The sequence below is a fragment of the Polyangium sp. 6x1 genome (assembly GCF_029946515.1).
Lineage (GTDB): Bacteria > Myxococcota_A > Polyangia > Polyangiales > Polyangiaceae > Polyangium.
The window spans coordinates 103632-122963 of record NZ_JARZHH010000021.1 but is presented as its reverse complement, the minus strand read 5'-3'; the positions used below and the strand labels follow the sequence as shown (position 1 = coordinate 122963).

The window sequence follows — 19332 nt, the reverse complement described above, 5'->3', positions numbered from 1 at the left end:
GCTCTCAGCGTTTTCCGCCGCCGCCCCGGCGACCCCCACCGCCCCCGCGACCGCCTCCGCCTCGACGAGCCCCGCCCCCCTTCCCCGCCGGCTTCTTTTGCGGCGGCGGCGCGGGCGGCGGCTCCTTCGTATACGCGATCAGCACGGCCCGCCCGCCCCTGAATTCAGGCGTGATCCGCGTATACCCATTCTGCTTGCCGAACCCCTCCATGTCACCCTTGTGCTCGCCCATCCATTCGCTGAAGCGCTTCCAGAGGTCGCGCGCCTCCTCCTCGGGCAGCGCGACGCCGTCCACGAATGCTGCGAGGTTCCCGGGCTCAGTCGTCATTGAATTCCGTACTCCTTGAGGCGCCTGTAAAACGTTCGGCGGGGCAAACCCACGAGGCGCGCTGCCTTCACGCGGTTCCAGTTCGATGCCTGAAGCGCCGCGAGGATGCGCTCGCGCTCGTCGTTCTTGTGCGCTTCGAGCGAGGAGAGCTTCCGCGAGGGCTCGGGCGACGTGCTGCGCGGGCCTTCCCGCAGGCTGTCCGGCGGCGGCGGCGGGCGCGGGGCGAGGCGCGCCTCCGGGAGCTCGAAGTCCTCGGGCTCGAGCTCCGCTTGATCCGAGAGGACCCACGCATTCAAGAGGACATTTTCGAGCTGGCGCACGTTGCCCGGCCAGCCATGCCCCATCAATCGGCGAAGCGCCGCCCGCGAGACGCTCCGGCGCTCACGGCCATAACGCGCCGCGAAGATGCCGAGGAAATGGTCGATCAAGATCGGGATGTCCTCGATGCGCTCGCGCAAAGGCGGGACGCGGACCTCGACGACGTGCAAGCGGTAGAGGAGGTCCTCGCGGAACGTGCCGGCCGCGGTCATCGCCACGAGGTCCCGGTGCGTCGCCGCGATGACGCGCGTGTTCACCGGCTCCTCGCGCGCGCCGCCGACCGGGCGGACGACCTTCTCTTGCAAGACGCGGAGGAGTCCGGCCTGCATCTTCGGCGGCATCTCGCCGATCTCGTCGAGCAGGATCGTGCCGCCCTCGGCCTCGCGGAAGAGGCCGCGGCGATCCCGATCGGCGCCGGTGAAGGCGCCTCGCATGTGGCCGAAGAGCTCGCTCTCGAGGAGGTGCTCGGGAATGGCGCCGACGTTGATGCCCACGAAAGGCTTCTTGGCGCGTGGGCCGGCGTTGTGGATGGCCCGCGCGACGACTTCCTTGCCCGTGCCGCTCTCGCCGATGACGAGGACCGGGATGTCCGTGTCCTTCACGCGATCGATGAGCGCGTAGACGCGGCGCATGGCCTCGCTGCGGCCCACGAGGCCCTCGTAGCCGAAATGGCCCTTGATGACCGCGCGGGCCGAGCGGAGGTCACGCTTCGTGGCCTTGAGCTCCTCGGTGCGCTGGCCAAGCAGCTCTTCGAGCTCGGCGCGGGCCGCTTCGAGGTCATGGTTGGCGCGCTCGAGCTCCGCGCTCTTCTTTTCGAGCTCACGCGCGCGCCGCGCGTTCTCGCCGACGAGGCGCGCCGTCTCGATCGCGATCGCCACCTGATCGGCGAGCGCGACGAGCGTGGGCAGCTCGTCCGTGAAGCCCATCGCGGGGCGCAGGCGCGTCTCCAGGTAGAGCGCGCCGATCACCTCGCTGGCCCGCGCGCGGATGGGCACGCACGCGATCGACTGGAGCATGAGCTGGTGGACCGAGACATACCCGGCCATGCGCGCGTCCTCGCGCGCGCTCACCGTGACGATCGGCTCGCCGACGTGGACGACGCGCTCGGCGATCGACTGCGAGAAGCGCGCGTGCGCGTCGTCGCCCTCGCGGCCGCGGAAGGCGTGGACCGAGAGCGCGAACGGGAGCGGCGCGGAAGGATCGGCCTCGTCCCGCGGATGCGTGCTCTTCAGGATGACGAAGCCACGCTCTGCGCCGAGGAGCGCGATCGCGTGATCGGTGACCTTCTCGAGGAGGCGCGCGAGATCGACCTCGCCCGCGATGGCGCGGTTGATCTCCAGGATGCGCGCGAGGCGCTCCTCCGTCGGAGCCTTGCGCACCGCGAGCGTGCTCGACGGCGAGGCGTTCGACGGCACGGGGAACGGCGTCGCAGTGGGCGGCGTGTGCACGGAGGGCACGCAGAGCGCGCGCAGGGCGCGGCGGCGCGGGTCGTCCCAGAAGACCTCGCGCAGGTCGCGCGGCAAGACCGAGGCGATCTCCTCGAGGACGGCGAGCGCAGCCTCCCGATCGCGGCGCGCGAGCATGGGCTTGCCGCCGTCCTCGTGCAGGGTCGCGCGCGCTTCGAGGGCGCGGGCGATGAAGTCCTTCTGGCCCGAGGCGCGCGCCGCTTCGAGCGCCTCCTCGCAGTGCGCCGCGGCTTGCCGCTCGTCGCCGTGCAGCGTGGCCACGCGGGCGCGCGCGAGCGAGAGGAGCGGGCGATGCGCCGAGCCACCGCCGAGCGCCGCCGAGGCACGCTCGATCTCGGCTTCGAGATCCTCCGCGCCATCGCCAGGCGTCGCGGGCGCGACGAGCACACGTTCGAGCCGCGCTTCGGCCGCGTCGACGCCCCGGCCGAGGCTCTCCCAGCTCTCGGCGCAAGCGCGGCAGAGGCGCTCGGCCGCGGCGGGATCCCCCGAGCGCGCGGCGTGCTCCGCTTCGAGGGAGAGGAGCTGCGCGCGCTGGCTCGGGCCGAGCTCGCTCCGCTGGAGCGCGAGCTGATCGATCGAGACGCGCGCCCGCGCGAGCCGACCGAGGTAGAGCTCGAGGTTCGCGAGGTTCAAGAGCGCCTGGCGAAGCGTGGGGACGCGGCCCGAGCGGTGGCCCATGTCGACCGCGGCTTCGAGGTGCATGAGCGCGGCCGCGAGGTCGCCCTGCGCCTTGGCGATGCCCGCGAGGTTCAAGCGCGTCGTGGCCACGCTGCCCGCGTCGCCCGCTTGCTCCGCAGCGGAGAGCGCCTCTTCGTAGGCTGTCTTCGCGGCGTCGAGCTGATCGTCGCGCTGGAGCGCGAAGGCGAGCGAGCCGAGCGCGACGGAGAGGATGCGCGGCTCGCCGGCGCCCACACCGCGCGCGAGGCGAACTGCGCGCGCGAGCGTCCGCTTTGCGTCCTCGTGGCGCGAGGAGAAGCTCTGCGCGAGGCCCGAGACGGCGAGCGCATCGGCGGCGATCGCGAGCATGGCGCGCGCGCGGCGGCCTTCCGCGCGGGGCAAGGGCGCGGCGTCGTCCGCGGCAGCCGAGAGGCCCGTGCGTTCGGCCGCGGCAGAGGCCTGGGTCTCGGCGCCCGCGTAGTCGCCGGCGCGCAGGAGCGCGCGCGACGCGTGGAGGCAATACGAGGCGGCCGTCTCCGCGTCGGCCGCGAGGGCCTCGTCCTGCACGCGCTCGAGCTCGGCGATCGCGCGCATGGCGTCGCCGCGGCTCGTGAACAGGCGCGCGCGGGCGATCGCCACGGCCGGCGAGGGGTCGTCTTCGAGGCGCGCGAGCACCTCGGCGGCCTCGTCGACGTGGCCACGATCGAGCAGCTTCATCGCCCGCTCACGATCGGTGCCGCGCTCGTCCTCCTCGGCGAGCAGGCGATCGACGTCCGCGGCGCTCGCGACGGGGGCGCGCGCGATCGCCTCGACGATCGCGCGGATCTTGCCGGGCAAATGGTCCGCGCGACGCGCGACGTGATCCGCGACGACGTCGCCGAGCGAGGGGATCGCCGAGCGCACGAGGTCGCGCGCGCGTGACTCTTCGAGCGGGGGGACGGCGAAGAGCTCGAGCGTCGGGCCCGGCAGGTTCGGCAGGCGCTCCGGGTCGAACGTCACGACGACGCGTGCGCCGGCCTCGCGCAGGGCGGCGAGGCGCGTGAGGTCGGGTTTGGCGAGGCGATCGGCGTCGTCCACGAGGACGATCGCGCCGTCGGTCGCTTCCGCCCCGGCGAGCTCGAGGTCCATCGCCTGCCCCGGGTCGGGCGCGAGCGCGGCCTCGACCCACGCGACACCGCGCCCCTTCACGCCGAGCCACCAGGCGACGCGCCGGAGCAGCGTGCTCTTGCCGGCGCCCGGCAGGCCCGTGACCACGATGCCGCCGCCCGGGCGCAGGTCCTCGATCTGCGCGTCGAGCGCTGCGGCGTGCTCGTCGAGGCCGACGATCGGCCAGACGAGCGCGTCACGTGAGGTGAACGCCGAAGGCATCGGCAGGGACGCGGCGCTGCGGATGGCGCTCGCGAGCTCGTCCGCGCTCGGGAAGCGGCTCGTCGGATCGGGCGCGGTGGCGCGACGCTCGATCTCTTCGAGCGCCGCCACGACGGCCGGATCGAGCTGCGGCCCCGCCGCGACGAGGGCCTCGCGCAGCGTGACGCCGAGGGCGTAGATCTCCGCGCGCACGCCGAGCGGCGCGCCCGACAGGAGCTCCGGCGCGGCGTACCGCGGGGTGAGGCCCGACGGGCGCTCGCCGCCGTCGCGGAAGTTCGCCGCGAGCCCGAGGTCGACGAGCGTCGCCTTGCCGCCCGGCCCGACGATGATGTTCGCCGGCTTCAGGTCCCCGTGCAGCAGGAGCGCGCGGTGCAGCCGCGTGAGCTGATCGGCGGCCTGCGCGATCGCATCGAGGATCTCCAGAGGCTCATCCGGCTCCGCGAACCGCGCGGCCAGGCTCTTGCCGACGACGAGCTCGCGCACGAGGTAGGCGCGGCGGCTGTGCGGCAGGCGGCCGAAGCCGAGGATGCGCGGCACGCCGAGGCCTTCGAGGCCGGAGAGCGCCACGGCTTCGCGCACGAGGGCGAGCATCTCGGCTTCGCTCGCCCCCTCGGCGAGGACCTTCACGGCCACGGTCGCGCCGGTGATGCGGTCTTTGGCCGACCACACCTCACCGCCGCCGCCCTTGCCGAGGGACGCGATGGGCTCGTATCGAGGCGGGAGCTGCAACGTTCCCCTGGGCTCCTCTTCCTTCAGAGGATGTAGTCGATGCTGGCGCCGAAGTACACGCCCGAGCTAATGGCGAAGCCCACGTCCGCGCGCGCCTGGAGCATCTTGATGGGCTTGTAGCGGAAGCTCACCTGCGGAAGCGCGATCCACGGGAAAATGAACGGCTTGGATCCGCCGTTCGCCCAGCTCGGCTCGGCGTAGTTGCCGAAGTGGCCGTTGTCGTTGGCGCAGTAGGTCGCGTCCGGCTCGTCGCGGGCCGTGCAGTCGTTCCACTGCGACGGGACCGCAGGATCGCTGCCCGTGCCCGGGTAGACCTGCCGCCGATGGAGATCGCCGATCACGCCGCCGATGCCCACGCCGCCGCCGAAGAGCAGCGAGAAGCGGCTCTTCTTGTCGAGCGGCACTTCGTAGAGGATCTCGACCTTCCCGAAAATCACGGCGAGATCGCTCTGCACGCGCTCGTACGCCGTGTCCGGCTGGCTCTTGCCTTTGAAGATCATGTCGCCGCTCGAGTAGTCGGCGTACGAGAGCGAGAAGATGTATTCGAGCCGATCGCGCCGCGTGCCGAACTCGAGGCCGCCCATCGGCACGCCCACCGTGGCGCCGCCGTCGGCGAAGAGGTTCAGGATCCCCTTCGGCACGATGGCGTGGCGGTAGCGGAGGCCGATGTAGCGGTACGCCTTCGTGGGATCCTCTTTCGTGTCCCAGATCCCGGTGTCGCCGCTCTCCTCCGTTTTCGTCTTCTCCTTCTCGCCCGGCATCTTGTCGCCGGCGGCTGCCTCTTCCTTGTCGTTCGCCTTTCCGGCCATCGTGTCGTCGACGTCCTTGTCGAACCCGTCCTCGGAGGGCTGCGCGGACGCGGTGCGGGCCACGAAGAGGCACGCGCCAAGGGTCAGGAGGGCGAAGCGGGCAACCAGGGCCTTGCGGGTCATGGGGCGCTCTTTCGTCGGTGTGTGCGAAGGAGAAGGACGCCCGAGACAGTACACGAGCCCGCCCGTCTTGAAAGCCCCCGCGACGCCAAAAACCCCACCCGAGATTCACACAAGAACGTGGTCCAACCCACCTAACAAGACCCGCGTGCCAGCCATTTCGGCATCCACGTCGCGAAGGCTTCCCGGTTTTCCTTGAAAACGATGCGCCGCGCGCGTCCCCAATGTCCGGGAAGTGCTCGGCGCGTTGCATGCTCGGAGCATTCTTGTAGGTAATCGGAGGGCACCGATGATCCTGCACCAACTCCGCGTCGAACAGGCGATCGATCGCGACGCGCGCGGGCGTTTCGTCAAGGAGCTGTGCATCGTGCGGGGTGGCGGATCCGACGAGGGGATTCCGCTGGCGATGGTGCGAAAACGCTCAGCAGAGCTCGGCGGGACGCGGGGGAGCGTGCTGCTCATTCACGGCTACGGGCAAAATCGGTACGCCTGGCACCTGCCCGCCCGGAGCCTGTCGAACTACCTCGCGCGCGAGGGCTTCGACGTCTTCAACCTCGACCTGCGCGGACACGGCCGTTCGAGACACCTCGGCGCGCGGCGGCCGACCGACGTGAGCGAGTTCGTCCACCAGGACGTGCCCTGGGCGCTCGAAGAGGTGCAGCGGCTCGCCGGGCCGCGCCCCGTGTTCCTCGTCGGACACTCGCTCGGCGGGCTCGTGAGCTACGCGGCGGCGCCGCTCGCCCACGGCGCGGTGGCCGGCGTGGCGACGCTCGGCAGCCCGTACCATTTCACGCGCGGCTCGCTGCCGCTCACGCTGGCCGGCCACCTCTTGCTCGCCGTGGACCGGCGCATGTCGTTCGGCCACGGCGCGCTCGGGCTGCGCGCCATCGGCGAGGTCGTCCGCCTCGCGCGCGTCCTCGTCGAAAGCCCCGTTTTCCCGCTCCCGATCCGCGGCTTCCGTCCCGGATCGATGGAGCCCATGGTGCTCTCGCAGCACATGTCGCTGGCGATGGATAGCGGCAGCATCACGGTGCTCCGCAACATGTTCCTCGCGGCGGCGGAGGCGCGGCAGAGCGGGCACCGGCTCGGAGGTTTGTCCGGGTTCGTCGAGGGGTTCGAGGCGATGGACGTGCCGCTGCTCGTGATCGCCGGCGAGAGCGACGACCTCGCGCCGCCCGCGTCGGTCGAGCCGGCGTATCGATCGAGCCGCTCGCGGGACAAGACGTACCGCGAATTCCCGCAGGGTCACATCGATCTGATCATGGGCAGCCGCTCGACGCACACGGTCTGGCCGCTCATCGCGCGGTGGCTCGGCGCGCGCGTCGCCCATTGAAGAATTGCTGCACGAAAAAGGCGCTCGGAGGCCCGGCGCGCGCCTGCGAGCCCAGCCTCCGAGCGCCAAGGTAAACGTTCACCAGCCGACGGTAATCGCCAGCGGATCGGTGGACGACGGGGGCGCTGAATCCGGCGCTGGCTCCTCCGGCTGGCGGAGGACGACGCGGATCGGGCGCGGCGGCGGCGGCGTCGATTGCGCTTTCCGCCCGAGGGCCACGGCCACGGTGATGTCGGTGACGGGCATGATGACCTCGGCCCACGGGACATAACCCGGCGCGATGGCGCGCAGGACCCGCCAGCGGAGCTCACACGGAATGCGCCCGCGGTGCGGCCCGACCGAGATCAGCGCGTCGTCGAGGAAAATGCGCGCGTCCGGCGGCGTGACCTGGACGCAGAGCAGCACCGTGGAATCGGGCGACGCCGCGGCAGAGCGCTGGGTCCTGGGCTGGGTCGACGGCGGATCGTCGGCGGATTCGTGAACGCCCGGCACGCAGCCATTGGCGAGGCCGTTCGAGTGCATTCTCTCCCCTCCCGAGCACACGCGCGGGAAAAATCCCGCGCGAATGGCTCCACGGGACTCTGACAAACGTAATGACAAACGCAAATCGAACCCACGTTTTATCAGGGGACGGGGGACAGGGGGCCGCCTACGCTGCACCCGGCACTCGCCTGGGTCTTTTGTCCCGAGGGGGACGCCTCGCGTCCCCCTCTCGGCCAGGCAAAGCCCGGCCGATTCACCCGCCCGAGGGAAGCTCGTTTCGCGATCTTCCGGGCATCGACCGGGTCGATGCTCTAGGCTCCGTCCATGTCCATCAAGGATCGGATCGTCTCCGAGGGAATGAAGTTCGCGGCGAGCCCGCAGGTCGCGAAGCTCATGCAGGACGAGCGCTTCATGAAGCTCGTGATGACGGCGATGAGCATGCCCGGGAGGGTCTCGACGTTCACGACGGAGCAGAAGGAAGCGTTCGCGAAGTCGATGGGCCTCGCGACCTCGGATGAAGTGCGCGACCTCCGGCGGGTCGTTTCGTCGCTGGAGCAGAGCGTCTCGCGCCTGCGCGCGAAGCTCGAAAAGGACGCGTCCTAGGGCGCAGGTTCGGTCTGTCGAACGGTACGGAGGAGCGGCGCTTCCTGGGCAGGCGGCTCCTCGCTCGCAGGCTTGGCCTTCTCCTCGACGCCGGCGAGCTGCCCGCGCGCGGCTTCGAGCTCCCGCTTCTCGTCGGCCCGCAACGTCCCGGGCCGCTGGGCTTCGACCTGCTCGGCGAAATCGAGCCAGCGATCGGCGCCGTCGTGGTCCCCGAGCTTCATCAGGGAGAGCCCCAGATACAGCCCGTAGCTCACCTGCTTGCGCGGCGAGAGCGCGGCGACTTCGTCCTCGTGATCCCCGAGCTTCTCGGCCGCTTCGAGGTAACGGCCATCCTGGTATGCGCGCTGGGCGCTACCGAGGTATCCGCCGCAGCCGACGGAAACCAGCAAGAAGAGGGACGAACCAAGGAGCGCGCCGAGGCGTCGCATGAACCATCTATAACCCGGGAAAGACCGGGACCCAATGGGGAGATCCGCGAAAATAGGCGCGAAATGGGTTTTGCGTAGCGCGAAGGCGGCTGCGCAGCGCTGATTTTGTCGACGTTTCGCGTGTATTCGAACGCGGGGCGGGGTTTACGGCGCACCGCGGCAAAATGAAAAAAGCTCCCCGCTCGGTCGGAGCGGGGAGCCTGGGGACGCGATCGAGAGGGCCGACTACTTGGTATCGCCGCGGGCGTAGATGCTCGCGACGTAGTCGAGGACGTCGCGCGCGGAGACCTCGTTGTAGCCGAAGTATTTCATCATCCGCGTCTTGATGATGTCGATCTTCTCCTGCGTCTCCTTGTCGATGACGCTGGAGACGAGGGTCTGGAGCTTGATCGCGTCCTTCTGATCCTCGAACAGCTTGAGCTCGAGCGCGCGGCGCAGCCGGTCGTTCGTGTGCCACTCGAACTTCTTGCCGTCGACCGCGAGCGCGCCGATGTAATTCATGATCTCGCGGCGGAAGTCGTCCTTCCGGTTCTCGGGGATGTCGATCTTCTCCTCGATCGATCGCATGAGGCGCTCGTCCGGCTCGACGTCCTCGCGCGTGAAGCGATCCTTCACCTTCTCCTTCAAGGTGTAGGCCTTGATCGAGTCGATGTAGTTCGCCGCGAGCTTCTGGATGGCGTCCTCGTCGGCGCTGATGGCGCGCTGGACCTCGTTCTTGACCATCTCCTCGTACTCGCGCTTCACCATGCCGATGCACTCGCCGTAGCGCTTGCGTTGCTCGTCGCTCGAGATGAGCGAGTGGTGGCGCAGGCCCTTCTCGAGCTCGGAGAGCACCATGAACGGGTTGATCGTGCCCTCGCCGATGTCGTTGACGAGCGCGTTCGAGATCTTGTCCTGCACGTAGCGCGGGCTGATCCCCTCCATGCCCTCGCGCGGCGCCTCCTTGCGCAGCTCCTTCACGGTGTCCTGCGTGTAGCCCGGCAGGACCTTGCCGTCGTAGAGCTTCATCTTCTGCACGAGCGAGAGGTTGTGCTTCTTCGGATCCTCGAGCCGCGTGAGCACCGCCCACATCGCCGCCACCTCGAGCGTGTGCGGGGCGATGTGCTTGCCGCGGATCTTGTCGCGGTTGAAGTCCTTCTCGTAGATCCGGATCTCCTCGGACACCTTCGTGATGTACGGGATGTCGATCTTGATCGTGCGATCGCGGAGCGCCTCCATGAACTCGTTCGAGAGGAGCTTCTTGTACTCGGCCTCGTTCGTGTGGCCGAGGATGACCTCGTCGATGTCCGTCTGCGCGAACTTCTTCGGCTTGATCTTGTGCTCCTGCGACGCACCGAGCAGGTCGTAGAGGAACGCGACGTCGAGCTTCAGGACCTCGATGAACTCGACGACGCCGCGGTTCGAGATGTTGAACTCGCCGTCGAAGTTGAACGCGCGCGGATCCGAGTCCGAGCCGTACTCGGCGATCTTGCGGTAGTTGATGTCGCCCGTGAGCTCGGTCGAGTCCTGGTTCTTCTCGTCCTTCGGCTGGAAGGTGCCGATGCCGATGCGGTCCTTCTCGCTGAGCACGAGGCGCCGCACGCGGATGTGCTGCATGACCTTGCCCCAGTCGCCGCCGTAGCGCTCCATCAGCTTGTTGAAGATGAAGCGGCAGGCCGGATCGAGGTCGCCGTCGACGCGCACGTGGAACGTGGGGTTACTGAGCTCGAGCTCCTTGATCGCGCGATCACGCCACGTCGGCGGGATGAGGCGCAAAGGCTCCTCGTGCATCGGGCACTTGAAGCGGCCGCTCTCGGGGCCCGCCATGCCGACGCCGTCGAGGTTCACCCAGTCGAACGTGTAGAGCGCGCCGTCCGTCGACATCGAGTAGTGCTCGATGCCCTTCTTCATGAGGCGCGCGATCGTCGACTTCGAAGAGCCGACAGGGCCGTGGAGCAAGATGACGCGCTTCTCGGGGCCATAACCTTCCGCCGCCGCCTTGAGCACGTGCACGAGGCGCATGAGCGGGATGTCGAGGCCGTAGATGGCGTCCGTGCCGCCGTTCAGCTCGTCCTTGAAGAAGTTGTACCGGACGAGCTTCTTCTTGTTGTCGGTGTACTCCTCCGTCCCGTAACGGATGATCATGTCGTACGCACGCTGGAACGCGTTGCGCGTGACTTGCGGCTGCTTGCGAATGAGCCCCAGGTACTCCTCGAAGCTCCCTTCCCAAGACAGGTCCCGATACAGGGCGTAGTCCTGCATCGCTGCGATCTTGCCCACCAGACTTTGCGCGTCGCCCATGTGGATACCTTACATCACGGATCACGGTGACGCGAACGCGGCCGCGCCGTTCAAGAAGGCCTTCCAGGAAGCCTTTTCCTGACCCTGCTCCGTGAAGAGGCCGAGCGAGCATGCATAAGCTGCGTACGGTCCATCCACAGGCTCGCCCAGGACAGCCGCGCGCTCTCCGCACCGGACGGAGCCGAGATCGTGCAGCCCCTCGACGTTCACGAACACGAATCGATCGCGCCGGGGCGCGAGCGCATTGAAGAACGTCTCGAGAAAAAGCGCCTGCTTTTCCTCCGAGCCCCCGACGACAGACGAGCTCGGATACCCGACGGATTCGAGCACCAAGGCCTTGTCCGCAGCACGCGCGAGGATCGTGTCGGCATGCGCGGAGATGTCGCTCGGAGGCCCCGCCTCGGCGCCGCCGAGCCCGGGCAGATACGAAGCGACCGCGACGTCGCTCGCGTCGAGCAGCGGCAAGAACGAGGGATCCGGAGCGGACACGCCCTCGAACGAGAAGCCCACGCCCGCACGGATGTCCGGCGCCGCGAGCGGATGCGCGCGGACGTAGTCGAGGACGTCGCTCGCGAAGAGCTCGAAGGCCGCGCGCTCGTCGGGGCGCGCGGCGAGGCGGATGTCGACGTCGCGGCCGAGCACGACAAACTGCGCCGCGCCGCCGAGAGCCGCGAACGCCGCGTCGACCGAGGCATGCGCGAAGGAGAGGACCTCGGGCGCGTTCCACGGCATCTCCGCGAGCTCGGGCGGGAGAAACGCGACAGAGCGATCGACGATGACGAGCGAGAAGCCGAGGACGACGCCGCGATCGCTGAAGAAGGTGGCCTCCTCGGCGAGCGCGTTCATGCCTTCGTCGGTGGCGAGCTCCATCGGCGTGCGCCTCAGCATCGTGGCGCGCGCGCCGAGTGCGAGCGCGCCGAGGCGGGCCGCGATGACGTCGCCGGGCTTCGGCGCGCCGTCGCCCATGGGGTTCGGCGTGAGGCCGATCCAGACGGGTGAGGCGATGGCGTCGGGCGCGTCGGGATCACCGGCGTCGCCGTCGGGGAAGGCGTCGGGCCAGGTGGCGTCGAAGGAGGGACCGCCGTCGCCTGGATCGCCCGGACGAACGATGATCTGGGGGTAGCCGCTGTCGTCACACGCGAGCGGCGCGAGGGCGACGCCGAGGGGCACGCCGCCGAGCAAGAGCCAACGAAGCAAAGCGCGCACGAAGAGGATCGTAACGAATTCTTCGCGTGGTGGCTCGCGCGCGGGCGCGCGAGGGCGCTAGGGCGGCCCGCCGTACCGCGGCGGCGCGGGCATGCTTGCCCCGGACGGCAGGCGGGAAGACCACTCCACGACACCAGGCGTGGCTTGCGCGGGCGCCCAGGCCATGCCGCCCTTCTCGAGCACGCCCGGCCACGAATCGACGTACTGCGGAGGCTCGGAGGGGCCGGACGCGTCGATCCAGAGCGCGTGTCCCGTGCCGGGCCTGCGCACGTCGACATGGACGAATTTGCTGTTCGGATAGAAGCCACATCCGACGTCTTCGAGGGTGCGGCAGAGCTGAAAGATCGTGGCGTTCGGGATGCCGTGGACCTGGATGTCCGCGGCGCGCGCGGCCGCGTGCATGCTCTGGTGGCCCGTGCCCGCGACCTTCGCGCCGGGGCGATAGCCGCTGTAGATGTAGATCGGCCGCCAGGGGTACGCGTCGGCGATGCGCTGCAGCGCCCAGAGCAGACGCGGGTGCACGAGGCGCACGTCGCTGATCCACTCGCCCTTGCGCGCGGCCTCGGGATCGGGCTCGTCCGGGAGGAGATCGCCGGGGCGCGCGACGTCGGCCGGGCGCATCATGAGCGCGAGGCGATCGAGCGCCTCGGGCGCGACGGAGCCGTCGCAACGCACGAGCGGGAAGGCGTCACGCTCGCCGGGGCCGCGCACGAACGTCACGGGGCGACGACGGCAACGCCAGTCACGGACGGGCTTCGGCGGCGGCGCCCAGAGCGAGTCGAAGCCGTTCGAAGCGAAGCTCGGCCCGGTCGAGGCGAGCAGCGCCGGCGAACGCGCCGGATCGAGGCCGTTCCACGACCAGGCTGGCAAGACGTCGGGCTCGATGCGGAGGAGCTCGGAGCCCTCCGATGTCACGCGGGAAAACGGGTGCGGCGCGAAGGCCGCGGGCTCGACGTCGAGGAGACGAACGCGGCTCGCTCCGAAGGCGTGAAGGTCGTCGTGCGCGGGAGGTTCGTCCGCGGCGTCGCCTTCCGCGCGCGCAGGGCCCCACGCGAGCTGCCACCACGGCTCGTTCCGCCACTGGCCAAACGGGCCCCAGATGTAGCGGCGCAGCGGGCCGGGGCTCTCGACCTCGGCGTTGAGGTACGAGCGCAGGAGGCCGAGGCGCGGCGCGGACGGGTCGTCGAGCTTGAAGGTGTAGAGCTTGGGCGGCTGATCGAGCAGCGGCCCCGCGTGGGCCGGCACGGCGGCCGCGAGCGCGAGCGCCGCGACACCGATCGCCGGGAGCGTGGACCGGAGCGAACCACGCGTCGTGCGCGCGGGACGCTTCGCCTTTTGATCCGAACGAACCACGACCTTCGTCATCCCAAGAGCTGGCTCCTCCGTTTTGCCACAACCCACGAGGAGGCGTCAGCAATTCCCGCGCTCAAGCAGAAGAGGCGCGACGCAGGCGATCGTGGACGGCAGCCCACGCAGAGCCCGCCGGAGGCGCTTCGACCACGACGCTGTCGCAGCCCGCGTCGTCGAGGCGATGGAGCGCCGCGTAGAGCGCAGCCGCGTATCCCTCGGGGTCGGCGGGCAAAATCTCGACGGGAGGATCGAGCGCGGCGCCAGGCCCACGCAAGGCAGCGCCGGTGATGAAGCCCTGCGCGCGGCGCCTCGCGACCTCGGCGCGCGCATCCTCCGCAGGAACGACGACGAGCGTGGCGCGAGGCGCGTAGTGCCGCGCGGACGTGCCCGGCGAAGGCGCGCGTTCGTCGAGAGAGACAGTGATCGCGCCGGGATCGACGACGTCGACGTGGCGGCAGAGCTCGTCGAGGGAGATGGCGCCCGGGCGCAAAAGAACAGCAGGGCTGCGCGAGACGTCGACGATCGTGGACTCGATGCCGTGCCGGCAAGGGCCGCCGTCGAGCACGAGCGGGATGCGCCCGCTGAGCGATTTCAGGACGTGCTCGGCCGTCGTGGGCGAGAGCGAAGTCGTGCGGTTGGCGCTCGGGGCCGCGATGGGCACACGGCACGCTTCGAGGAGCGCGCGTGCGACGGGCGCGGCGGGCACGCGGATCGCGACGGTGGGTCCGCCCGCCGCGACCTCGTCGGCGACGGCGCCCGGACGGCGCATGACGACGAGCGTGAGCGGGCCGGGCCAGAAGAGCTCGGCGAGCCGCTCGGCGGCGGGCGGAAAGTCGAGCGCGAGCGCGCGCGCCTCGGCGACGCCTGCGACGTGCACGATGAGCGGGTTCGTCGCGGGACGACCTTTCGCTTCGAAGATGCGAAGCACGGCGGCAGGTTCGTCGGCGCGCGCGCCGAGGCCGTAGACGGTCTCGGTCGGGAAAGCGACGAGGCGCTTGCCGCGGAGGAGCGCGGCCGCGCGCGCGACGGCGGGCGGGTCGAAGGGCAGGAGCTCGGTGCGGATCACGGGCGCGGCGATCATGGAGCAAGGCGAGCCGCTTCGCACGCGGCGCGCGGGTTCTTCAAGGCGCGGCGCGAAGGTACCGCGGCTCGAACGGCACGAGGGCCGCGAGGGTCACGAGCGTGACTTGCTCGGCCACGACGCTCATGCCCGCCTGGCAGTCGGGCGGGATCGTCACGACGAACCCGCGCTCGAGCGCGTCCTTCGCGGTGGCGAACATGCCGATCTCGGTGGCGCAGCCCGTGAGGATGATCTGATCGGCGTGGAGCTCGTCGAGCAGCGGCCCGAACGAGCTGCCCGTGAAGGCGCTGTACGTCCGCTTGTGCACGAGGTGATCGCCGAGCGAAGGCGCGATCTCGGGCCACACGTCGCCGCCCTCGGTGCCGGCGACGGCGTGGCGCGGCCACTCGCGAAAGTCTTCGTCGTTGGGCTCGTGCGCGTCGCACACGTAGATCACGGGGACGTTCTTCTCGTGCGCCCACGTGATGCGCTCCTTCACCGCCGGGACCACGTCCCGCGCGCGCGGGACTTCGAGCGGGCGTCCGGGCGTGAGGTAGTCGTTGATCATGTCGAGCACGACGAGCACCGGCCGCCTGGGGCCACGTGCGCGCGGGCGCGTCGCGAGGAGGCGCTCGCGCAGGCGCTTCGGGGGCTCGACGGGCGGCGCGGCGTGCGCGAGGAGCCCGAGGTCTTCACGCAGCGCGGCGAGGTCGGCCGTGTCCTCGGGCGAAGCGGCAGCGAGCGACGCGAGCGCCCTGTCGGGTGTGCCCGCGAGCTGAAGTTCGAGGAGCCGTTCTCTGCCGAGCCGATCCACCATGGAACGTGCTTTTTTTTCGTAGCACGTCCGCGCGGACGAACCCACGGCGGAGGCGCGCGCGGCCGCCAGTTCCTTTGGTCGGGCCGGGAGGCCGCCGCGGTCAGGGCGCGGGCGTACCGCCCTCGGGTGCCCCCTGCGCGGGAGCGGGCGCGGCTTCTGCGCCCACGGGGATCGTCGCCTGCGTCACCTCGCCCGACTTCACCTCGATCGGGATCCGGGTGAGCGCGCGCAGGCCTTTTCCGTGAAGGTCGAGCTCGTACGCGCCCGGCGGCGCCTCGGCAGCGATGCTGGGTTCCCCGTACGTAGGGCCGATCCGAAGGAACGGGCCAGGCGTATCTCCCGAGGAGAGGAGTTCGACGCGTGCTTCGAACGGCGGATGGAGCGGCTTGCCCGCTTCGTTCACGAAGCGAAGCTCGATCGCGCCCGGCATGCGGTCCTCGTGGACGAGCGCGAGCTCGGTGAGCAGGCCGAGGGTGTCGCCGCGCGGGGCCACCACGAAGAGCCGCTCGTAATGGACCGAGCTGCCGGGCGGAAGCGCGACGTCTCGGCCGAAGCGGAGGCTCGCCGTCTCCCCAGTGCCTTCGACCTCGAGCGTGCCGCGGCGGTCGGTAGGCGTGATCGCGTAAGCCACGGCGGTCCCCAGCGCTGCGACGAACGGAGCTTCGGTCGCAGCGGCGATAGGAAACCGCTCCTTGTCGGCCGCTGGCAGCACTTCGGCCTTGCCCCAATGGACGGCGTCTCCGGGGCTCGGGATCACGAGGGGCTCGTCGGCCTTCGACGCGACGACCGTCGAGACGAGGATCACGCGGGCGCCCGGGACGAGCGTGTACCGCGTGGCGATCGTCACGCGTGGATCGCCCTCGGCGTGGCCGAGCGCAAGGACGGACGCCGAGCCGTCACGCCGTGGTTCGGCACTGACCTTCACGCCCGTCAGGCAGCCGAGCGGCGCGCCGAGGCACGTCGCCACGCGACCCATCTCGTCCTCGCCCCCCTTGCTGTTCGCCGCGGCGGCGATCGCGCCGTCCGCGACCGCGATGTTCACTGCGATCGCCCCGTTGTCGAGCTTGAAGTCGCCCTCCGTCGACGCGGGCCCGGCCGCGTAGGGCTTCTTTTTTCCGTAGATGCGCGAGATCGTGACCGCGGCGGGCTCTTCCGTCTCCGGCGCGCAGAACCCGGCCTTGCCCTCGGCTCCGCGGCGAAAGCGGCACATCGCAGCAACGCGCGCGCTTTCGCCGCCGTACATGACGACGCCGCCGCTCTGGATCGGCTCGACGCAGGCGGCGAGCCCGGCCGCGAGGCCGAGGAGGAGGGTTCCGAGCGCGAGGCGTTTGCTGTCGTTGCCGGGCGGCATGATGAGCCTCCGACGCGCGAACGCGCCGGATCTTGGGACGTCATTCGTCGTCGACCATCTCGGGGTAGTCGCCGGGCGCGAGGTTGTCGAAGCGCGTGTACGACGACGCGAACCGCACGAGCACCTTGCCCGTGGGACCGTTCCTCTGCTTCGCGATGATGATCTCGGCGATGCCCTTCGCGTTCGTGGTCTCCGCGTTGTAGTACTCGTCGCGGTAGATGAACATGATCGTGTCCGCGTCCTGCTCGATGGCGCCGGACTCGCGCAGATCGCTGAGCTGAGGACGCTTGCCGTTGTCCTTGTTCGTGCGGGTCTCGACGGAGCGGTTGAGCTGCGAGAGCGCGATCACGGGGACACGGAGCTCCTTGGCGAGCTGCTTCAGGCCTCGGGAGATCTCGCTGATCTCCTGCTCGCGGCTGCTCACGCCGTCGCGGCCCTTCATGAGCTGGAGGTAGTCGATGATGACGAGCCCCACGCGCCGCTCGGGCTGCCCCGGCCCGGCCGTACGGTTGTACTCGGCCTGGATGCGGCGGACCTTCGCGCGGACCTCGAGGAGCGTGAGCGCGGACGTGTCGTCGACCCAGATCGGGAGCGTCGACAGATACGAGGCGCTCTCGGTGAGCCTGCGCCAGTCGTCCGGCTGCAAGAAGCCCTGGCGGAGCTTGCCGAGATCGACGCGGCCTTCGGTGCAGACCATACGACTCGCGAGCTGCTCGCGGGGCATTTCGAGCGAGAACACGCAGACGCCGTAGCCGGGCTCTTGCCGCTCGTACCCATGGTCCTCTTCGCCGGGACCAGCGGCCACCGTGCGCGGCGAGGCGACGTTCACGGCGATGTTGAGGACGAACGACGTCTTGCCCATGCCGGGGCGCGCCGCGACGATCATCAGATCGCCGTCGTGAAGGCCGGCGGTCTTCGAGTCGAGCCGCTCGTAGCCCGTGGAGATGCCCGTGATGCGATCCCCACGCTCGGCGGCGGCCGTGATCTGCTCGAACGCAGCCTTCAAGACCTGCGCGATCGGCTGCACGCTCGTCGACTGCGCGGTGCGCGCGAGCGCGTAGATCGATTGCTCGGCGCCGTCGATGAACTCCTGCACCGTGCCGACGTCGCCGTAGCCCTCGGCCGCGACGCGCTGGCAGGTGGCGATGAGCTGCCGAAGTCGCCACTTCTCGGCGACGACCTTGGCGTGCGCGGCGACGTGCGCCACGGCGGGCGTCGCATCCGTGAGCTGCGCGAGATAACTGGCGCCGCCGATCTGGGCCAGCCACTCGCGATCCCGCAGCCAGGAAGCTATGGAGACGATGTCGATCGGTGTGCCGGCGAGCGCGAGCGCCGTCGCTGCCTCGAAGATGCGCTTGTTCGCGTCACTATAAAAATTTTCCGGCTTTACGATCTCGAGGACTCGATCGAGCGCATCCCGCTCGAGGAGCACCGCCGAGAGCACCGCGGCCTCAGCGTCGAGGTCATGCGGGGGGACACGGCCCGCGACCGGGGCCGGTTCCATCGGTTGGTTCGAACGTCCACGACGCTGCTGACCGATCTGCATGGCACTTCTTCACCAGATGGCCCCAAACAATCCCGAAGATATCCACATGGTGAGGCCCCAAATGGGAGACGCCCCGAAGGGCGGGCCCTCCGAGGCGTCGGGATCGTCGAGCGATCTACCAGGAAACACCCGCGCGCGGTACCCGGATCGGCAGGACGATCGCGAGGAAACGGCGACATCCGCCGACGTGGTGTGTGTGGGTGAGGCACTCTGGGACCTCTCCACGCCCCAAGGCACGTCGCTCGACGATGCGACGCAGCTTTCTCTCGCACCCGGCGGCGGCGCGGTGAACGTGGCGCTCACGCTGGCACAGCTCGGCCTGCGTGCGGGGATCGTGGCGCCGGTGGGAGACGATCCGGTCGGGCACGCGCTCGTGGCACACCTCTCACGGCGCGGGGTCGACGTGTCACGCATGCGACCGACCCGGTCGACGCGGACAGGGCTCGTGTTCCTGACGCACGCGCCGCCGCGCGCCGTGGCGTATCGCGCCGTGCGGGAAGAGGCACTCGCGTTGCGTGACGCCTTGCCGCGCTCCTTCGACGCACGCGTCGTCCACATCTCCGGGCTCTTGCCCTCGCGCGCGTGCTTGCTCGCGCTCGAGCGAGCAGCACAGCGCGCAACGCGCGAAGGGGCGCTCGTCACGCTGGACGCGAACCTCCGGCCTCGGCTCTGGGCCGGCGATGCACTCCGACGAACCGATCCGCGCAGGCTCTTCGCCGCGGCCTCCGTGCTCAAGGTGAGCGAGGACGATCTGCGCCTGCTCGGCGTGTCCGATCCGCAGGATCTCGCGCCGCTCCTCCGGCCCGACACGATCGTGGTCGCGACGTTCGGCGCGGCGACGACGCGCGCGCTCGGACCCTTCGGCGAGGTGCGCGCGGGCGGCCCTGCGCTCGCGGTGGAGAGCGCGATCGGCGCGGGGGACGCGTTCGTCGCGGGGCTGCTCTCGGTGCTCGCGCGCGAGGGGCGCGCGGCGCTCCGGGATCGCGATACGATCGAACGCGCGATCCAGCACGGCAACGAGATCGCGCGGAGGTCGCTCGCGGAGCGATCGTTGGTCGTCAAATGAACGAAGGCCCGGAC

15 protein-coding genes are annotated in these 19332 nt (G+C 70.0%); 3 read left to right on the top strand and 12 right to left on the bottom strand.

Annotation, left to right across the window (positions count from 1 at the left end; genetic code table 11):
* Positions 1-4: 4 nt before the first annotated feature.
* The 3 genes from QHF85_RS21080 to QHF85_RS21070 are packed head-to-tail and all read right to left on the bottom strand — an operon-like array spanning position 5 to position 5798.
* Positions 5-328 (bottom strand): hypothetical protein, encoded by a 324-nt coding sequence (locus QHF85_RS21080; RefSeq protein ID WP_281329044.1) that lies wholly within the window; start codon positions 326-328, stop codon positions 5-7.
* Positions 325-4866: a sigma 54-interacting transcriptional regulator gene (locus QHF85_RS21075; RefSeq protein ID WP_281329043.1), complete on the bottom strand. Its 4542-nt coding sequence runs from the start codon at positions 4864-4866 to the stop codon at positions 325-327. The genes QHF85_RS21080 and QHF85_RS21075 overlap by 4 nt, the downstream gene beginning before the upstream one ends.
* A gap of 23 nt (positions 4867-4889) precedes the next feature.
* Positions 4890-5798 (bottom strand): hypothetical protein, encoded by a 909-nt coding sequence (locus QHF85_RS21070; protein WP_281329042.1) that lies wholly within the window; start codon positions 5796-5798, stop codon positions 4890-4892.
* Positions 5799-6084: 286 nt separating this feature from the next.
* Here QHF85_RS21070 and QHF85_RS21065 point away from each other — a divergent pair, with 286 nt between their 5' ends.
* A complete protein-coding gene (locus QHF85_RS21065; RefSeq protein ID WP_281329041.1) occupies positions 6085-7128 on the top strand; it encodes an alpha/beta hydrolase in 1044 nt (347 codons plus the stop codon).
* Between the two features lie 78 nt (positions 7129-7206).
* On the opposite strand, the gene QHF85_RS21060 is transcribed toward QHF85_RS21065, so the two are convergent.
* Positions 7207-7650: a hypothetical protein gene (locus tag QHF85_RS21060; RefSeq protein WP_281329040.1), complete on the bottom strand. Its 444-nt coding sequence runs from the start codon at positions 7648-7650 to the stop codon at positions 7207-7209.
* A gap of 285 nt (positions 7651-7935) precedes the next feature.
* Here QHF85_RS21060 and QHF85_RS21055 point away from each other — a divergent pair, with 285 nt between their 5' ends.
* Positions 7936-8214, top strand: a complete 279-nt coding sequence (locus QHF85_RS21055; RefSeq protein ID WP_281329039.1) for a hypothetical protein — start codon at positions 7936-7938, stop codon at positions 8212-8214.
* Here the strand turns inward: QHF85_RS21055 and QHF85_RS21050 are convergent.
* The 8 genes from QHF85_RS21050 to dnaB all read right to left on the bottom strand — a co-directional run bounded on the left by QHF85_RS21050 (position 8211) and on the right by dnaB (position 18210).
* Positions 8211-8642, bottom strand: coding sequence for a hypothetical protein (locus QHF85_RS21050; RefSeq protein WP_281329038.1), 432 nt, complete (start codon positions 8640-8642; stop codon positions 8211-8213). The two genes, QHF85_RS21055 and QHF85_RS21050, sit on opposite strands and share 4 nt — an antisense overlap.
* 225 nt (positions 8643-8867) lie before the next feature.
* Positions 8868-10922: a serine protein kinase gene (locus tag QHF85_RS21045; RefSeq protein ID WP_281329037.1), complete on the bottom strand. Its 2055-nt coding sequence runs from the start codon at positions 10920-10922 to the stop codon at positions 8868-8870.
* A gap of 21 nt (positions 10923-10943) precedes the next feature.
* The gene (locus QHF85_RS21040; protein ID WP_281329036.1) at positions 10944-12128 is read right to left on the bottom strand and encodes a hypothetical protein; all 1185 of its coding nucleotides are present in this window, start codon (positions 12126-12128) and stop codon (positions 10944-10946) included.
* Positions 12129-12185: 57 nt separating this feature from the next.
* On the bottom strand, positions 12186-13493 hold the full coding sequence (locus tag QHF85_RS21035; RefSeq protein ID WP_281329035.1) for a D-Ala-D-Ala carboxypeptidase family metallohydrolase: 1308 nt from the start codon (positions 13491-13493) through the stop codon (positions 12186-12188).
* A 61-nt stretch (positions 13494-13554) separates the two neighbouring features.
* Positions 13555-14559: an L-threonylcarbamoyladenylate synthase gene (locus tag QHF85_RS21030; protein ID WP_281329034.1), complete on the bottom strand. Its 1005-nt coding sequence runs from the start codon at positions 14557-14559 to the stop codon at positions 13555-13557.
* A gap of 40 nt (positions 14560-14599) precedes the next feature.
* Positions 14600-15355 carry an isochorismatase family protein gene (locus QHF85_RS21025; protein WP_281329033.1) on the bottom strand — a complete coding sequence of 252 codons (756 nt, stop codon included), beginning with the start codon at positions 15353-15355 and terminating at the stop codon, positions 14600-14602.
* 100 nt (positions 15356-15455) lie between these two features.
* Positions 15456-16706, bottom strand: a complete 1251-nt coding sequence (locus QHF85_RS21020; RefSeq protein ID WP_281329032.1) for a hypothetical protein — start codon at positions 16704-16706, stop codon at positions 15456-15458.
* Positions 16707-16746: 40 nt separating this feature from the next.
* Positions 16747-18210 carry a replicative DNA helicase gene (gene dnaB / locus QHF85_RS21015; protein WP_281329031.1) on the bottom strand — a complete coding sequence of 488 codons (1464 nt, stop codon included), beginning with the start codon at positions 18208-18210 and terminating at the stop codon, positions 16747-16749.
* Positions 18211-18298: 88 nt separating this feature from the next.
* Between dnaB and QHF85_RS21010 the strand changes: the two genes are divergently transcribed.
* A complete protein-coding gene (locus QHF85_RS21010) occupies positions 18299-19318 on the top strand; it encodes a PfkB family carbohydrate kinase (protein WP_281329030.1) in 1020 nt (339 codons plus the stop codon).
* The last annotated feature ends 14 nt before the right edge of the window (positions 19319-19332 follow it).

What these genes read in the sequence shown, in the direction of transcription:
- QHF85_RS21080 (WP_281329044.1), bottom strand. Translation starts at nt 328, where the DNA reads ATGACGACTGAGCCCGGGAACCTCGCAGCATTCGTGGACGGCGTCGCG.
- QHF85_RS21070 (WP_281329042.1), bottom strand. Translation starts at nt 5,798, where the DNA reads ATGACCCGCAAGGCCCTGGTTGCCCGCTTCGCCCTCCTGACCCTTGGC.
- QHF85_RS21065 (WP_281329041.1), top strand. Translation starts at nt 6,085, where the DNA reads ATGATCCTGCACCAACTCCGCGTCGAACAGGCGATCGATCGCGACGCG.
- QHF85_RS21060 (WP_281329040.1), bottom strand. Translation starts at nt 7,650, where the DNA reads ATGCACTCGAACGGCCTCGCCAATGGCTGCGTGCCGGGCGTTCACGAA.
- QHF85_RS21055 (WP_281329039.1), top strand. Translation starts at nt 7,936, where the DNA reads ATGTCCATCAAGGATCGGATCGTCTCCGAGGGAATGAAGTTCGCGGCG.
- QHF85_RS21050 (WP_281329038.1), bottom strand. Translation starts at nt 8,642, where the DNA reads ATGCGACGCCTCGGCGCGCTCCTTGGTTCGTCCCTCTTCTTGCTGGTT.
- QHF85_RS21045 (WP_281329037.1), bottom strand. Translation starts at nt 10,922, where the DNA reads ATGGGCGACGCGCAAAGTCTGGTGGGCAAGATCGCAGCGATGCAGGAC.
- QHF85_RS21035 (WP_281329035.1), bottom strand. Translation starts at nt 13,493, where the DNA reads ATGACGAAGGTCGTGGTTCGTTCGGATCAAAAGGCGAAGCGTCCCGCG.
- QHF85_RS21030 (WP_281329034.1), bottom strand. Translation starts at nt 14,559, where the DNA reads ATGATCGCCGCGCCCGTGATCCGCACCGAGCTCCTGCCCTTCGACCCG.
- QHF85_RS21025 (WP_281329033.1), bottom strand. Translation starts at nt 15,355, where the DNA reads ATGGTGGATCGGCTCGGCAGAGAACGGCTCCTCGAACTTCAGCTCGCG.
- QHF85_RS21020 (WP_281329032.1), bottom strand. Translation starts at nt 16,706, where the DNA reads ATGCCGCCCGGCAACGACAGCAAACGCCTCGCGCTCGGAACCCTCCTC.
- dnaB (WP_281329031.1), bottom strand. Translation starts at nt 18,210, where the DNA reads ATGGAACCGGCCCCGGTCGCGGGCCGTGTCCCCCCGCATGACCTCGAC.
- QHF85_RS21010 (WP_281329030.1), top strand. Translation starts at nt 18,299, where the DNA reads ATGGTGAGGCCCCAAATGGGAGACGCCCCGAAGGGCGGGCCCTCCGAG.